General features: G+C 36.2%; 16 protein-coding genes and 2 tRNA genes. 14 read left to right on the top strand and 4 right to left on the bottom strand.

What is annotated here, in order from left to right; genetic code table 11:
* Positions 1–3 precede the first annotated feature (3 nt).
* Together DN408_RS07890 and DN408_RS07885 are read right to left on the bottom strand one after the other, a co-directional pair.
* Entirely contained in the window at positions 4–669 is a 666-nt protein-coding gene (locus tag DN408_RS07890; protein WP_002067333.1) for an aquaporin, read from the bottom strand.
* A gap of 117 nt (positions 670–786) precedes the next feature.
* The gene (locus DN408_RS07885; RefSeq protein ID WP_078178163.1) at positions 787–1,776 is read right to left on the bottom strand and encodes a DMT family transporter; all 990 of its coding nucleotides are present in this window, start codon (positions 1,774–1,776) and stop codon (positions 787–789) included.
* A gap of 101 nt (positions 1,777–1,877) precedes the next feature.
* Between DN408_RS07885 and DN408_RS07880 the strand changes: the two genes are divergently transcribed.
* Positions 1,878–2,450, top strand: a complete 573-nt coding sequence (locus tag DN408_RS07880; protein ID WP_078178162.1) for a helix-turn-helix domain-containing protein — start codon at positions 1,878–1,880, stop codon at positions 2,448–2,450.
* Positions 2,451–2,520: 70 nt separating this feature from the next.
* On the opposite strand, the gene DN408_RS07875 is transcribed toward DN408_RS07880, so the two are convergent.
* Positions 2,521–2,706: a PspC domain-containing protein gene (locus DN408_RS07875; protein ID WP_002129290.1), complete on the bottom strand. Its 186-nt coding sequence runs from the start codon at positions 2,704–2,706 to the stop codon at positions 2,521–2,523.
* 213 nt (positions 2,707–2,919) lie between these two features.
* Here DN408_RS07875 and DN408_RS07870 point away from each other — a divergent pair, with 213 nt between their 5' ends.
* The 11 genes from DN408_RS07870 to DN408_RS07820 all read left to right on the top strand — a co-directional run bounded on the left by DN408_RS07870 (position 2,920) and on the right by DN408_RS07820 (position 12,428).
* On the top strand, positions 2,920–4,161 hold the full coding sequence (locus DN408_RS07870) for an amidohydrolase family protein (RefSeq protein WP_002129289.1): 1,242 nt from the start codon (positions 2,920–2,922) through the stop codon (positions 4,159–4,161).
* Between the two features lie 112 nt (positions 4,162–4,273).
* Positions 4,274–5,569, top strand: a complete 1,296-nt coding sequence (locus DN408_RS07865; RefSeq protein ID WP_002129288.1) for a purine/pyrimidine permease — start codon at positions 4,274–4,276, stop codon at positions 5,567–5,569.
* A 165-nt stretch (positions 5,570–5,734) separates the two neighbouring features.
* Positions 5,735–5,959: a spore germination transcription factor GerE gene (gerE, locus tag DN408_RS07860; RefSeq protein WP_000659484.1), complete on the top strand. Its 225-nt coding sequence runs from the start codon at positions 5,735–5,737 to the stop codon at positions 5,957–5,959.
* Positions 5,960–6,066: 107 nt separating this feature from the next.
* Positions 6,067–7,812 carry an MFS transporter gene (locus DN408_RS07855; RefSeq protein ID WP_147740043.1) on the top strand — a complete coding sequence of 582 codons (1,746 nt, stop codon included), beginning with the start codon at positions 6,067–6,069 and terminating at the stop codon, positions 7,810–7,812.
* A gap of 360 nt (positions 7,813–8,172) precedes the next feature.
* Complete coding sequence (gene racE / locus DN408_RS07850; protein WP_002015338.1) at positions 8,173–8,985, top strand: glutamate racemase; 813 nt, start codon at positions 8,173–8,175, stop codon at positions 8,983–8,985.
* A gap of 130 nt (positions 8,986–9,115) precedes the next feature.
* Positions 9,116–10,165 (top strand): GerMN domain-containing protein, encoded by a 1,050-nt coding sequence (locus tag DN408_RS07845; RefSeq protein WP_002129281.1) that lies wholly within the window; start codon positions 9,116–9,118, stop codon positions 10,163–10,165.
* A gap of 131 nt (positions 10,166–10,296) precedes the next feature.
* Positions 10,297–11,034, top strand: a complete 738-nt coding sequence (gene rph / locus DN408_RS07840) for a ribonuclease PH (protein ID WP_002015340.1) — start codon at positions 10,297–10,299, stop codon at positions 11,032–11,034.
* 11 nt (positions 11,035–11,045) lie between these two features.
* On the top strand, positions 11,046–11,654 hold the full coding sequence (locus tag DN408_RS07835; protein WP_002143277.1) for an XTP/dITP diphosphatase: 609 nt from the start codon (positions 11,046–11,048) through the stop codon (positions 11,652–11,654).
* A gap of 13 nt (positions 11,655–11,667) precedes the next feature.
* A complete protein-coding gene (locus tag DN408_RS07830; RefSeq protein WP_002129278.1) occupies positions 11,668–12,171 on the top strand; it encodes a metallophosphoesterase in 504 nt (167 codons plus the stop codon).
* A 108-nt stretch (positions 12,172–12,279) separates the two neighbouring features.
* A tRNA-Gly gene (locus tag DN408_RS07825) sits at positions 12,280–12,353 on the top strand.
* A 1-nt stretch (position 12,354) separates the two neighbouring features.
* A tRNA-Arg gene (locus DN408_RS07820) sits at positions 12,355–12,428 on the top strand.
* Positions 12,429–12,479: 51 nt separating this feature from the next.
* On the opposite strand, the gene DN408_RS07815 is transcribed toward DN408_RS07820, so the two are convergent.
* A complete protein-coding gene (locus DN408_RS07815; RefSeq protein ID WP_000473869.1) occupies positions 12,480–13,094 on the bottom strand; it encodes a PH domain-containing protein in 615 nt (204 codons plus the stop codon).
* Between the two features lie 315 nt (positions 13,095–13,409).
* Between DN408_RS07815 and DN408_RS07810 the strand changes: the two genes are divergently transcribed.
* Together DN408_RS07810 and DN408_RS07805 are read left to right on the top strand one after the other, a co-directional pair.
* The gene (locus DN408_RS07810) at positions 13,410–13,658 is read left to right on the top strand and encodes a hypothetical protein (protein WP_001983650.1); all 249 of its coding nucleotides are present in this window, start codon (positions 13,410–13,412) and stop codon (positions 13,656–13,658) included.
* Positions 13,659–13,856: 198 nt separating this feature from the next.
* Positions 13,857–14,855, top strand: a complete 999-nt coding sequence (locus DN408_RS07805) for a hypothetical protein (RefSeq protein WP_078178160.1) — start codon at positions 13,857–13,859, stop codon at positions 14,853–14,855.
* The last annotated feature ends 285 nt before the right edge of the window (positions 14,856–15,140 follow it).

Here is a 15,140-nt window from a genome sequence, read left to right as displayed (position 1 = left end):
GTTCTATTTTTCCGTATTTAAAATAAACTTTCCTACAACAGCTGCTACGATACCACCAAAAATTGGGGCAACGATGAACACCCATAGTTGAGAAATTGCTTCTCCGCCAGCGAATAGAGCTGGTGCGATACTACGAGCTGGGTTAACAGATGTTCCAGTTAACGGAATACCTAATAAGTGAATTAATACTAATGTGAAACCAATTACTAGTCCAGCTAAAGAAGAACTTCCCTTTTTACCTGTTACAGCAACGATAACTAAAACAAATACGAAAGTTAAAATGAATTCAACTAAAAATGCTCCAGATAAACCAAGAGTTCCAAAACTATTTTGTCCTAAATTATCTAAAGGTAATTTAGCAGATCGTAAAATTGTTACTAACGTTGCAGTTCCTAATAAACCACCTAAAATTTGAGCTAATAAATAATAGCTAAGTTCCATAGCGTTCATTCTTTTGTTGATGAACATAGCGATTGATACTGCTGGGTTAATATGACATCCAGAAATTGTTCCAATGCTATATGCCATAGCCACGATAGATAATCCGAAAGCCATAGCGATACCTAATGTTCCAATTCCTTCAATTCCGCCACCAATGACAGCTACTCCAGTTCCGAATAATACAAGTACAAATGTACCAATAAATTCAGCAATTGCTTTTTTTAACATAATTTACCTCCTATTAATGCACATGAAAGGTATTATAACATAGGTTTTAGTATAAACAGCTAATGAAATACTATTCTGATAAGGCGAAATAGGGAGATAAAAAAAATAGATATGGTTCTATGAAGAAGAACCATATCTATTTTTATGCTGATTTTTTTGTTTAATGACTGGAACAGAACGGTTTAAAACACTATTTACGATCATTCCTAGCATGATAATAATCATCCCAATCAGTGACAGCCCGCTAGGGAATGAACCATTTAAGAAAATAATCTCACCAAGCACAGTGAAGACCATCGTTCCAGCTTGTGTTGCTTCAACAGCTCCAAGTAAAGCAAGATTGTCTTTTGCTAAGTCAGTAGCAAAGAAAAATGTCATCGTCGCAATAACTCCGGAACATAATGCTAACAAAAATCCTTGCATCATTTGACTTGATGATGGAATACCGGTAGTGGAAAATCCGTATATACCAAGTAGGATTGTAATAGGGAGACTTCCGATTGCCATTCCTAATACACGTTGGAATGTATCAAGACGCCCGCCAACAAGTTCCATCATTTTTCGGTTACCGAACGGATATAAGAAAGCCGCTAATACGACAGGTAAAAATCCCGAGATGAACTGAGTCATTGTAATATGACCCGCTGCAGTCGCTTGCATACAAATTACACCAAGTAAAATAAATAATGCTACATATAAACTGCGAAGTGGAATTTTTCCACGTACAAGTTTTGTACCTGATTTCGTTTCTATTTTAACGAAAAATAATGGTGATAGTAGTAAACCTGCTAATATCGTAACTTGCCAAGTTCCAGCAACGAGCCAAGCTGGAGAAAAAACAGCTGCGAAACTTAATAAAGAATAGAAGCCGATGCCAGCGACCGAGCCCCACCCGATCCATACAAATGGATGTTTTTTTAATTCTGCCCATAAAGCTCCTAAGTTTTTGCGAAATAAAACGATAAGGAATAAAATAGGGAGAGCAAATAGAAAACGGAAGGAAGCAGTCCAAGCCCAGCTTGTTCCAGATACATTCATTGCTCTGTTAATAATAAAGGTTGCAGAAAAAAAGGCCGATGATAAAAGACCTAGTAATATTGCGCGCATGAAGTATGGCACTCCTTTCGGAATTGAGTGTTTATGTATAGTATAATATACTTAAAGTTAATAAAAGTAAATTATTTTATATTTTAAGGTGGTTTTTATATATGAAAGAAAATGAAGATATGCAAACGAAAGAAGTAATTCAGCAAGTAGGTCAGCTATTAAGACAAATTCGAAATGAACAAAAATTAAGTTTAGAAGAATTAGCCCAAAAAACAGGGGTTAGTAAATTAACATTAGGGAAAATTGAGAGAGGCGAAACGAATCCAACGTTAGCTGTTATTTGGAAAATAACGAAAGGGTTATCGATTCCTTTATCGAGATTAATGGTTGTTGGAGAACCTGTAGCTGTTGCGCGCTGCGGAGAAGGATTTGCAGTAGATGTAGGACAAGCATGGCATTTAGAAACGATGTTCCGTTACACGAAAGAAACAGGGATGGAAATGCACCGTGCTTGTTTAAGAGCGAATAGTATATATGAACCGGAAGCTCATCATGAAGGAGCAATTGAGCTTGTAACAGTAATGAAAGGGAAAGTTTCTATTCAAGTTGAGAATGACGTATATGTGCTAAATGAGTTTGACTCCATTCAGTTTGAAGCTAATAAGAAACATAGTTATGAAAATGAAGAGGATGAAGTAGCGGTATTACATTTAACGATGAAATATTCTTCATGAAAAAATCCCCTATAGAAAAATCTATAGGGGATTTTTTATACGCTATGCTCAAATATATGAAAGAATGTTATTAGTAAGAGCGTGGCATAAGTAATAAACAAATAAAATAAACTAAAAACCCCGTCCCAAAACATAAAATAGCAATGACCCAAAGTATGCGAATGAGAGTAGAGCTAATATCAAAATATTCTCCTAAACCACCGCATATACCAAATAACATTTTATCAGTTTCGGATTTATATAACCTCTTCGACATATTATGATCCTCTCCTTTTTATATCACCGCTGTTATGTATGAGTGATACAGTGTACTTTTATTCTATATGGAAATTTATGAGAAGACCATTAGGTTATATTACATTTTTTTGTGAAAGGACAATACAGTGGATTAATTGTCTTAATTTTCAGTTGGTATTAAAATGAAAATGAGGGTGTGACGTATTTTCTAATATAAGGTGGGGAAATGGTAATGACATTATATTGGTTGACTAATGTAAAGCTTGAAACAGGTTATACATATGAAGAAGCGAAAATTTCACAAACAGAAACTGAGATATGCAGTCTTCTTATTGAAGATGGGCGAATTAAAAGAATTATAGCGGGAATCGCCCAAGAGGAAGGAACGTTAACTTTTGATGCTAATCGTTTATTAGTTTTACCAGCTTTTGAAGAGATGCATATTCATATTGATAAAACATATTATAGTGGGCCTTGGAAAGCTTGTATGCCAGCAGAAAATATTTTTACACGTTTTAATGAAGAAAAAACGATTTTACCAAAGCAATTAGCAACTGCTCAAGACAGGGCGGAAAATATGCTAGAGTTATTGCTTCGAAATGGCGCAACAAATATTAGAACGCATTGTAATGTGGATCCGGTTATTGGACTTCGTAATTTAGAGGCAACGTTAGCGGCTTTAGGAACATATAAAGATCGGTTGTCTGGTAGAATAGTTGCATTTCCGCAACATGGATTATTGCGAAGTAATTCTATGCAACTTGTGAAAGATGCGATGCGTATGGGCGCACAATTAGTTGGCGGAGTGGACCCAGCTACAGTAGATAATGATATTGAAAAATCATTACATACGATTATGGACATTGCGGTAGAATTTAATGCGGATGTTGATATTCATTTGCACGATGCGAATAATCTTGGAACGTTTACAATGAAGAGATTAGCAAGTCTAACGGAAGAAGCAGGATGGCAAGGTCGTGTAACAATTAGTCATGCGCTTGGACTTGGTGGTGTTACTGATAAAGAAGCTGAAGAAGTGGCAGAAAGACTAGCAGCATTAAAGATTGATATCACTTCAACCGTTCCAATCGGTAAACAAGTAATCCCAATTCCATTATTAGATCGAAAAGGAGTTAAAGTTTCATTAGGAAATGATAGTATTACAGATCATTGGTCTCCGTTCGGCACAGGTGATATGCTTCAAAAGGCAAATCGATTGGCAGAACGATTTGGTTGGAGTGATGAAAGGTCTTTAGGGAAAGCTCTTCGTTTTATTACTGGAGGGAAAGAAACGTTAAATAATGAAGGAAAACGAGTGTGGCCGAATGTAGGGGATGAGGCAAGTTTTGTTTTAACGAATGCAACATGCGCCGCGGAAGCAGTGGCTCGTCAAACAGAGAAGCGTGTAGTTATGTATAAAGGGAATGTTGTTATAGGGGATTTAGATCAAGTGAAATCTGATAATCTTGTATAGAGGAATCGTTTAGATGTTTTTAGAAGGGTTCTAATTGTGAAAATAGAACCCTTCTTTTTTATTTAGTAGAAACAGGGAAGTACTATACTTCCTTATAAGGAAGCAAGAAGGGATGAAAAGTTTGGACAATCAACATAATCAAAATCATATTATGGGAACTTTGCAATGGTTTATTTTTTTATTAGCAAACTCAATCGCGCTACCAATTGTCGTTGGCGGATTATTTCATCTTACGACGGAAGAAGTATTTTATTTAATGCAGCGTACGTTTTTCGTAGTTGGTATATCTTCTTTTTTACAAGGATGGCTTGGACATAAGCTTCCGATTGCGGATGGACCAGCTGGATCTTGGGTTGGTGTATTTACCGTGCTTGCTTATGCAACTGTAGGGCAGGATCAATTACATAGTACATTGCAAATTTTAGAATTAGGAATGATGGTTGCGGGAGTTGTTTTAATAGGGCTAGGAGTAACGGGAGTTATCGGGCGTATTTTATTTTTATTTACGCCGCTCGTGACAGGGACGTTCTTACTTTTATTATGTTTACAATTAAGTGGTGTATTTTTAAAAGGAATGCTAGGAATTACAGCTACTGTTTCTCAAATTGATGGATTTACAGCATTAATTGCTTTTGGCATATTTTTATTCGTAGTCATACTCTCCAACTTCGGAAAAGGGTTTGTTAAAAGTTATGCGGTTTTAATAGGGTTAATTAGTGGCTGGATTATTTTTCTCATTGCAGGAAAAGTGACGATCCCATCTCAAGTAACTCATTTTGTGCAACTTCCACATATATTCGCGTGGGGAATTCCAAAATGGAATACAGGTATGGCTGTATCAAGTTTCGTTATGGTATGTATTTTAGTTTCAAATACAGTGGCAGCTATTATAGCAATTAATCAAGCTACCATTCATAAAGCGACTATTGAACAAAAAAAGTTGAAGGATGGAACGTGGGTTGGAGGGATTTCACATATCATTTCCTCTGTATTTTCAACTGTAGGTGTCGTTCCGTTACCAGCAACGGCAGGGTTTATACGCTTAACAAAACAAAAATATATACGATCGTTCTTAATGGCATGTGCGTTACTAGTCGTAATGTCTCTTTTTCCAAGTATCATTCGTTACTTAGCGTCTTTACCATCCGCTGTCGCATCAGCCGTTTTAATGGCTTCGTTCGTACAGTTAATTGGAATTGGATTTAATAATATAAAACAAGTGCCAATGAGCGAAAGGAATGTAACGATTTTAGGAGTTGCTATATTATTTGGAAGTGGTGTTATGTTTTTACCGTCTGGAGCACTCCAATCCTTGCCGTCTGTGATGCAATATATATTCGGAAATGGTTTGTTCGTAGGTACAGTTGTCAGCATATTACTAGAACAAATATGGCGTACTGAAAAGTAAGTGGATAAAAAGAGTGTACGCACTGTATAAAAGTCTAAAATAACATAAGAAATAAAGCCCATTTTCATTCACCACCTGCACATTTCGTTCATACAATATCTTGACTAAATAAACACCCAACTTACACATATACAGCTCTGGCTTAAGCAAGGAGGGTTATACCAGTTGAAGGAAAAAGCGTATCAATCTAAACCGTTACTCACAAAGAGAGAAAGAGAAGTATTTGAATTACTGGTTCAAGATAAAACGACGAAGGAAATTGCAGGTGAACTGTTTATAAGTGAAAAAACAGTACGTAATCACATCTCAAACGCAATGCAAAAGCTAGGGGTTAAAGGACGTTCACAAGCAGTTGTTGAGCTTCTTCGTATGGGAGAGCTCGAACTATAAGAAAGCAGCCGACTTTTATACAAAAGGTCGGCTATTTTTCTGTTTGTTTCATGCTCCATATGAATGATAAGAATGTTTCATACATAAATAGGTAGTAAGGAGGGGATATGTTGAAAAGGGTATTATTAGTTTCAACAAGCGCTCATGATTTGAATGGACACCCGACTGGTTTGTGGCTGGAAGAGCTCGCAGCTCCTTATCATTTATTTAAAAAAGCTAAGTTCGATGTTGATATTGTGTCGATAAAAGGCGGGAGAGTACCAATTGATAGAGTGTCTATTCCGAATGGCATACCTCGTGAATTTAAGCATGTCGCTTCTTTATTGCAAAATACGAGGGCGATTTCAACTGTTCACTCTTCAGAGTATGATGCGGTATTATTTTGTGGTGGGCACGGGGCGATTGTAGATTTTCCAGGTAATCCATATGTAGCAAATTTAATTGAGAATATGTACAATAATAACCGGATCGTAGCGGCTGTTTGTCACGGGGTAAGTTCTTTAGTTGGTGTGAAAAATAAAGATGGCTCGTTTTTTGTTGCCGGTAAGCGTATAACAGGTTATACAAACGATGAAGAAAAAGCTGTACATTTAGAAAATCGAGTTCCGTTTTTGCTAGAAAGTAAGTTGAAAGAAGAAGGGGCTTTATTTTATGTAGCACCTAATTTCACGCCGCATGTTGTAGTAGGTTATTCCTTAGTTGTCGGTATTGGTTCGATGATATATGGGAAGTTGGCTGATCGTTATAGCGTAAAAAAACTATTGATTATTTCAATTATCATATTTGTAGCGGGTTCTATTATTGGATTTATGAATCAATCTTATGCGATTACCATTCTTGCAAGATTAGTGCAGGCGAGTGGGGGCGCGGCGTTTATTGCGCTTAGTATGATTGCAGTGGCAAAATTAGTTGCTCCCGCTAAGAAGCCTGGTGCATTAGCGATGATTAGTTCTTCTATTGCATTAGCAATAGGCATTGGTCCTTTAGTTGGCGGGGCTATTACAAATACATTAGGGTGGCCATATTTATTTTTATTTATGGTTATTTCAGTAGTTGGGATTTTCTTGCTTATAAAATTTATGCCAGAAGAAGCGCAGCATACGGATGAAGCGTTTCATTTTGATTACATTGGAGCGGCGTTATTATTTGCATTCATTACGACTGTTTTATTAGGTGTCAATATTAATAGTTGGCTATTTGTGTTATCGGTAGCTTTCTTATTTTTATTCACGGTTCGTATGAAGAACGCGGAGCATCCATTTATTGATATTGAGTTATTTTCGAACAAATCATTTCTTCGTTTAATAGCGGTCGGGTTTATAATTAATGTGGCGTTATGTGCTAGTCTATTATTATTGCCATCACTGTTAGGAAGAGTGCACGGATTGTCGCCATTCGTTATCGGAATTGCATTGTTTGTTGCATCACTCTTTGGTATTGTATCTAGTTTTATTACGGGGAAGATTGTCCCTTCGTTTGGAAATGTGAATATGATTTATGTAGCGTCTGTCATTATGATCGTTGGCTTTTTAATTTTAGGGCTTATTCCGAACGGGAACTTAATCATTATTTTAGTGGCGGTTATTTTAACATTTATGAGTTATTCAGCTATTCAAGTATCATTAAACACATTTATACCGAAAACATTACATCCAGCTAAAGTTGGAGTCGGTCTTGGTTTATATAATTTAATTAACTTTTTCGGTATGGCATTTGGACCAGCTGTAGCGAGCAAAGTTATGGAAGCTACAAATAGTTATCGTTTGAATTTTATTTTAATCATCATTTTAATTTCTGCTCATTTCTTCTTATTAATAGGAATGTCTTCTTTCCAAAAAAAGATGGAGCAATAAAGTGAAACTTTAATTAGTGGGGGGCATCCCCCACTAATTATTAGCCTACACCAATCGGACTTTTACGGGCAGCCCGATCCCCCATATAACTTCTTTGCTTTCGCTGAATTTTGAGGTGGGGGTCTTACTGCCTGGCAAATAGCGGGGTAAATACGCAATTTATATAGAAGAAACTGACTTTCATATAGAAGGTCGGTTATTTTTCTGTCTTGCAAATTATGAAAAAAAGGAGCAAAATAAAAAAGGTCCTGATCTATATAGGTACAAATGAAAATTTTTATACAGGGGCACTTTAAGTTAGCGAACTTAAAGTGTGTAAAATATACTGATAAACATAAAAGATGATGAATGAGAAAACGGGTGATTAAGTTGAATAGAGCGATCGGTGTTATTGATTCAGGAGTGGGCGGTTTAACAGTAGCGAAGGAATTAATTCGTCAGTTGCCGAAAGAGCGTATTATATATTTAGGGGATACAGCACGTTGCCCTTATGGTCCGCGTTCTCGTGAAGAAGTGCGTCAATTTACGTGGGAAATGACGGAGCATTTATTAGATTTAAATATCAAAATGTTAGTTATTGCGTGTAATACAGCAACTGCGGTTGTATTAGAAGAAATGCAGAAACAATTACCAATTCCAGTAGTTGGAGTTATTCATCCAGGATCACGTACAGCTTTAAAAGTGACAAATACGTATCATGTTGGGATTATTGGAACGATTGGAACAGTAAAAAGTGGCGCCTATGAAGAGGCGCTAAAGTCTATTAATAACCGTGTTATGGTAGAAAGTTTAGCGTGCCCACCTTTCGTTGAGCTTGTAGAGAGTGGGAATTTCGAAAGTGAAATGGCGTATGAAGTTGTAAGAGAAACATTGCAACCGTTGAAAAGTACTGACATTGATACGCTTATTCTAGGATGTACACATTATCCGATTTTAGGTCCTGTTATTAAAAAGGTAATGGGGGATCAAGTACAATTAATTAGTTCGGGTGATGAAACAGCGCGTGAGGTAAGCACGATTTTATACCATAGTAAGATGCTAAATGAGGGAGAAGAACAAAGTGATCATCTCTTCTTAACGACTGGTAAAATAGGCCTGTTTAAAGAAATTGCATCAAAGTGGTTCGGTCAGCCGATTGAAAATGTGAAGCATATCAATTTAGAAACAGAATAATAGTAGATTCATATAAGAGAACTCCTGAGAAATCAGGGGTTTTTTCTGTATAAGTAGCCATAGCTTGTTCTAAAACATGAAACAGCTCGTATACATAATAGTACAAACTTAGATTTTAGGGGGGAATGGCATGCCTAAATCCACTTTTAAATGGGTTGTTGGTGCTACTGTGAGTGCGATTTTATTATCAGGGTGTGGCTTGTTAAATCAAGAGAAAGCGACAGAACAAATTGATCCGCCAAAAAAAGTTACGTATACAGAAGGTGAAAAGAAAGAAACTGCTAAAAAAGATAAACAAGGGCAAACAGTAAATAGAGAGTTATACCTCGTTGATAAAAATGGATATGTCGTACCGCAAACTATTGCAATGCCTACTCCGAAAGCGAATGAAGTTGTACAGCAAACGTTAGAGTATCTTGTGAAAGATGGACCAGTTACAAATTTATTGCCAAATGGATTTCGAGCAGTCCTTCCAGCGAATACGACGATGACCTTGAATTTGAAAAAAGGCGGGACAGCAGTAATTGATTTCTCTAAAGAAATGAAAAATTATTCAAAAGAAGAAGAACGTCAAATTGTTGAATCAGTAGCGTGGACTTTGACTCAATTTACAGAAATAAAACAAGTGCAGTTCCAAATAAATGGTGAAAAGTTAGTGAAGATGCCTGTTGCGGGTACACCGCTTGGTGAAGGTGTAAGTCGTGCGAATGGAATTAACTTTGATGATGAACAAGTAGCAGATGTGACGCATACAAAACCGGTTACACTTTACTTTATGGCGCAAAATAATAATAAGCAGCAATATTACGTACCGGTAACAAGGCGCGTTGCAGAAGGAAAAGAAAATGATTACTCGGCAATTGTGGATGAGCTTGTAAAAGGTCCGATTCAAGGGTCGCTACTAAATGATTTTAATCCAGGAGCTAAGCTTATTACGAATCCAAAAGTGGAGAACGGAAATATTACATTAAACTTTAATGAAAATATATTTGTGAACCCAGACAAAAACATGATTTCAAATTATGTGTTGAAATCGTTAGTCTTATCTTTAACGGAAAAACAAGGTGTGAAAAATGTTTCTATTGAAGTGAATGGGAAAGCAAATCTTATGGATGAGAAAGGTGAAAAGTTAATAAAACCTGTTGATCGTCCACAAAACGTGAATACAGGTAGTTTTTAATCGCGAATAATTTGATATACTTATGTAAGAAAGGGGAATTGCTTTTTGAGTTCCCCTTCTTTTATTGTTATACATATCGTACATTTAAATTTGGCTATACTAATGAGAGTATTTATGAGGGGGTTATTTTTATGCGAGTAGATGGTAGAGGAAAAGCAGAGCTACGCCATATACATATTCATACAAATTATTTAAAACATCCAGAGGGATCAGTACTAATTGAAGTTGGGGATACAAAGGTAATTTGTTCAGCGACAATTGAAGAGCGTGTACCGCCGTTTATGCGCGGAGAAGGAAAAGGCTGGGTAACAGCAGAATACTCAATGATTCCACGTGCGACAGAGCAACGTACAATCAGGGAGTCAAGTAAAGGGAAAGTAACAGGGCGTACAATGGAAATCCAGCGTTTAATTGGACGAGCATTACGTGCGGTTGTTGATTTAGAAGCGCTTGGCGAAAGAACGGTTTGGATTGACTGTGATGTAATTCAAGCGGATGGCGGAACGAGAACAGCTTCTATTACAGGTGCTTATGTAGCGATGGTATTAGCTTTTGAAAAATTATTGCAAGCAGAAAAAGTATCTAAAATTCCGGTGAAAGATTATTTAGCGGCAACGTCAGTAGGTGTTGTTGAAGAACAAGGTGTTGTTTTAGATTTAAATTATGCTGAAGATTCTAAAGCAGACGTTGATATGAACGTTATTATGACTGGAAAAGGTCAGTTTGTTGAAGTGCAAGGAACTGGAGAAGAAGCGACGTTTAGCAGAGCTGAATTAAATGAATTACTTGATGCTGCTGAACAAGGGATTTTCCAACTTGTTGAAAAGCAAAAAGAAGCGTTAGGTGACATCGTATCTCATATAGAGTAGAGGTGGAAAATATGAAGCAAGTTGTTGTAGCGACGAAAAATCTTGGGAAAGTACGTGAGTTTGCTGAGTTATTTGAGAGATTTGACTTAGAAGTGAAATCTTTACACGATTTTCCTCATATTGAAGAAGTCGAAGAAACTGGTGAAACATTTGAAGAAAACGCAATTTTGAAAGCGGACAGTCTTAGTAGACAGTTGAATTCCATCGTAATTGCGGATGACTCAGGTCTTATTGTAGATGCCTTAAACGGGAAACCAGGTGTATATTCAGCTCGTTTTGCTGGAGAGCCGAAAGATGACCAAGCGAATATCGATAAAGTGTTGCAAGAGTTAACTGACATCGATTTAGAAAAACGTACAGCTCGTTTTTACTGTGCACTAGCGGTTGCTTTCCCTGAGGCAGATAAAGAGCCGGTTATTGTAAACGGAACGTGTGAAGGGAAAATCTTAGAACAGCGCCGCGGGGAAAATGGTTTTGGATACGATCCGATTTTTTATGTAGAAGAATATAAAAAGGCAATGGCGGAACTAAGCTCAGATGAGAAAAATGCCATTAGCCACCGCGGACGCGCTCTTCGTAAATTAGAAGAGAAAATCCCGGAATGGTTTTTAGAAGAATAAGGGAGAGAGATTGATGAAAGCTTTAATCGTAAGCGATAGTCATAGCTCTGTGAAGGAATTACAGCAGTTAAAAGAGAAATATGAAGGGAAAGTAGATGTCATGATTCATTGTGGTGATTCAGAGCTAACGCCTGCTCACGAAGAGCTACAAGGTTTCCAAGTTGTAAAAGGGAATTGTGATTATGCTAACTTTCAAGATGAAATTGTAACTGATGTAGATGGAATTCGTTTCTTAGTTGTACACGGTCATCGTCATGATGTGAAAATGACGTTACAAACGTTAGCGTATCATGCAGAAGAAGTAGGAGCACAAGTAGCGTGCTTTGGACATTCTCATGTATTAGGGGCAGAATTACTTGATGGGATTTTATTTATTAATCCAGGAAGTATTTTGCTCCCGCGCTCTCGTGTGGAAAAGACATTCGCTTTATTAGAAATGGATGAAAATCATATAGAAGTTCGTTTTGAAACATTAGATGGACAGCTGGTGGAACAAGCAATTTTTAAAAGAGGATAAGAAAAATTATCCTCTTTTAAAAAAGTGTTGACTTTATAAGTAGTTATGAATATAATAAATATTGTCGATAGGGCAACGGCGCTAACGAAGAAAAATAAAATAACATATGCGGGTGTAGTTTAGTGGTAAAACAAGAGCCTTCCAAGCTCTGGTCGAGAGTTCGATTCTCTTCACCCGCTCCATGTCCCAGTAGCTCAGCCGGATAGAGCATACGCCTTCTAAGCGTACGGTCGGGAGTTCGAATCTCTCCTGGGACGCTAAAAAAACCTTGTTATCTTTTGATAACAAGGTTTTTTGTTTGTTTTAAATTAGTTATTAATAAATTTTTCAAAGACAAAACCGTAATCTTTCACGTTATATTGCTTTTTCGTATCAACGAGCCAGTTAAAGGCGATCTCGTTCATCTCTTTAAACTGTTCTGCTAAATTTACTTGTGCATTTGAAATACGGCTGAAAGCGTTAGATGCCATATCTAAACTTTTATGTGCATACTGCAATGTAATGTCGTTGTCGTATGAAATTTCTTCGATTTTAAGAAGAGCCTTATATAAATCTTTTAATTCTTCAATATGTTTTTTATGAACATCAATTGAGTAATGCTCATCTCCCATTTGAAATTTAATTTCTACATCTAAATCAATCGTTCCTGCAGTTTCAAGTGCTACGTTTTTAATTTGATATTTACTATAGCTAAAGCGGCGTAATGTACGTTTTTTGCTTGTGGCACTTGTACCATCTAAGTGAATTAATCCTTTGTTTGTAAAGCAATATTCATCCGATTTTGATTTAATAAGAAAGTAAATTTTCTCCCCATCTTCATGCATTACGTAATCATCAGCATCGACCTTATCGTAATCTTTTGGTGTGATAACGGAACCTACATCGCTTAATCCTAAAACGTCAGCTGCCATTTTTTTGAACATATATAATCCCCCTTGTAAATTAAATTCTTAATTGTACAAAAATACATTAACATGATTTTAAACTTATTTTTGAAATCTTACAACTCTGTAAGGTAAGTGTAAGGAAGTTCGATGGTAACAAATTACTAATCTTATATAATGAAGATAACAACGATAAATGAGGAGGAAGAGATGATGAAAGGATTAATCGTAACGGGTTTAACAGTAGCTTTTGGGTTTGTGGCGTATGAAAAGTTAACATATGTAATTGATGTTGTAAAACATTTAGTAGCGTAGAAAAAACTGCCATGAGAGGGAAAGGGAATGAGTGAATGAATGGAATGGTTATTTGGAATTATAGGTACTTGTAGTGTAGTTTTATTGTTCTTTGTCCCAAGTGGTATACTTAGTTCGACAACGAGTTTGTTCTTTTTAAGTTTGTTTGCTTGTACGATGCTTATTATTATGTTTTTAATGAAGCGAAGTAAACCAATCTTCTATTTTAGCATGATTGTTATGGCAATTATTGTTCTCCAAATTATTACCCTTGTTATATACCCCACAATTATAAAAGCTTTCCATTAATGATGAACCCTCTGCCGTCTGTTGCTGAGGGTTTTTGTTTGTGAAAAATGAATTTCATTTAGAAGTTTGTTGCTTTTTTGTTATGAAAATAGAATATTCCTATATTTCAAATAAATAATTTTGGAATGTTGTGTTCTCATTACGCATTTGATATATTTACTTTGAAGATCATTAAAATCTAGAAAAAGAGGCGGACGTATGGATAAAAAAGAAAATACGGTCGTATTGTTTCCGCAACTATCAGAACGCTATATTGATAAAGGTTTTTTAGCGTTGAAAGAGCGGGAATTCGAAGATGCATTGCGCTGCTTTGAAATATTACGTCAGTATAATGCAGAAACGGAACAAACAGAATTAGCTTCCGTTATTTGTTTGCTAGAATTAAAACGTATGGAAGAAGCGAAAGAAAAATGTGAGCAGTTGCTTGAAACAGGAGCTGTATTATTTGGTGATATTCTTGAAACGTATGTAACTATTTTAGTTCAAACAAATGATTATGAAGGTGTCATTGAAACTGTTGAGGAAGTTTTGCAAACGAAAGATATAATTCCTGAGCAAAAGGAAAAATTGGCGCAGCTTGCTTTGTTTGCACAAGGGATGCTGAATGAAGAAGATACACCGCTAGTGGATTCGAATTTTGAATTAGAAGAATTTACCGATGGGCTTTTTGGAGAAAACTTTGGTCAAAAGCTAAGAGTGATCCAGAAACTTTCGTTAAAAGACCTGGATCTCGCACTTCCTACTTTAAAGAAATTTTTAATAGACGAAGATCAGCACCCTTATTTAAAAACTTCTATTTTTTATAAAATGGTAGAAAATCAAATAGAAGAAGAGATAGAAGTAGAGAAGTTTGGAAATACGATAAAGGTGATTCCAGCATTTACAGGTCATAATGAGGAGCAATCCGATAAAATTATACATAAATTCTCAAACCGATTAGAGCAAAATTATCCAGATATATTTAGTACGATGGTTACATACTGGAAAGAATTACAAATTAGCATTTTTCCGTTCCCTCTATTAATGGATAAAGTAGAAATTTGGGCTGCTGTCTTAGAGAGAATTGGAAGAAAGCGTTTCGGATTGGCTATTGATGAAGAAGAACTTATGACAGCGTACAATATTGAGTTTGAGGAATTTCATATTGCCTATCAATGGTTACTGCGCATTGAAAGAGAAGGGTATTTGCCCGTATAATTATGAAAAAGAATCGTTCAGTTATTGAAACGAGCACATTCTATGTTATAATGTAAGGGTTGCAAAAGGCAGAAATCTGCCTGTTTGTAAGAGAAGAGGAGTATAATTCTCTTACTTAATATGTTTCATATTAGTCTCGAACAAAATATACCGTAGTTGTCTTTTAGACAATTAGTAGATTGGAACATTGTATCTGAAAGCTTTTTGCTAGAGGGTTATTTGTACATTTGTTATTTCAAGAAAGAGATAATAAAAATTTTGATCTATAGAGGTATGTGCATACAT

This window comes from Bacillus sp. AR13-1 (assembly GCF_008042285.1).
Taxonomy (GTDB): Bacteria; Bacillota; Bacilli; order Bacillales; family Bacillaceae_G; genus Bacillus_A; species Bacillus_A mycoides.
Note: the sequence above shows the minus strand (reverse complement) of the source record. Positions and strands in the feature narration are given on the sequence as shown.

Excerpts from the sequence above, each read along its gene's own strand:
- DN408_RS07890 (WP_002067333.1), bottom strand. The coding sequence starts at position 669 with ATGTTAAAAAAAGCAATTGCTGAATTTATTGGTACATTTGTACTTGTA.
- DN408_RS07885 (WP_078178163.1), bottom strand. The coding sequence starts at position 1,776 with ATGCGCGCAATATTACTAGGTCTTTTATCATCGGCCTTTTTTTCTGCA.
- DN408_RS07880 (WP_078178162.1), top strand. The coding sequence starts at position 1,878 with ATGAAAGAAAATGAAGATATGCAAACGAAAGAAGTAATTCAGCAAGTA.
- DN408_RS07875 (WP_002129290.1), bottom strand. The coding sequence starts at position 2,706 with ATGTCGAAGAGGTTATATAAATCCGAAACTGATAAAATGTTATTTGGT.
- DN408_RS07870 (WP_002129289.1), top strand. The coding sequence starts at position 2,920 with ATGACATTATATTGGTTGACTAATGTAAAGCTTGAAACAGGTTATACA.
- DN408_RS07865 (WP_002129288.1), top strand. The coding sequence starts at position 4,274 with ATGAAAAGTTTGGACAATCAACATAATCAAAATCATATTATGGGAACT.
- DN408_RS07855 (WP_147740043.1), top strand. The coding sequence starts at position 6,067 with ATGTTGAAAAGGGTATTATTAGTTTCAACAAGCGCTCATGATTTGAAT.
- DN408_RS07845 (WP_002129281.1), top strand. The coding sequence starts at position 9,116 with ATGCCTAAATCCACTTTTAAATGGGTTGTTGGTGCTACTGTGAGTGCG.
- rph (WP_002015340.1), top strand. The coding sequence starts at position 10,297 with ATGCGAGTAGATGGTAGAGGAAAAGCAGAGCTACGCCATATACATATT.
- DN408_RS07835 (WP_002143277.1), top strand. The coding sequence starts at position 11,046 with ATGAAGCAAGTTGTTGTAGCGACGAAAAATCTTGGGAAAGTACGTGAG.
- DN408_RS07830 (WP_002129278.1), top strand. The coding sequence starts at position 11,668 with ATGAAAGCTTTAATCGTAAGCGATAGTCATAGCTCTGTGAAGGAATTA.
- DN408_RS07815 (WP_000473869.1), bottom strand. The coding sequence starts at position 13,094 with ATGTTCAAAAAAATGGCAGCTGACGTTTTAGGATTAAGCGATGTAGGT.
- DN408_RS07810 (WP_001983650.1), top strand. The coding sequence starts at position 13,410 with ATGGAATGGTTATTTGGAATTATAGGTACTTGTAGTGTAGTTTTATTG.
- DN408_RS07805 (WP_078178160.1), top strand. The coding sequence starts at position 13,857 with ATGGATAAAAAAGAAAATACGGTCGTATTGTTTCCGCAACTATCAGAA.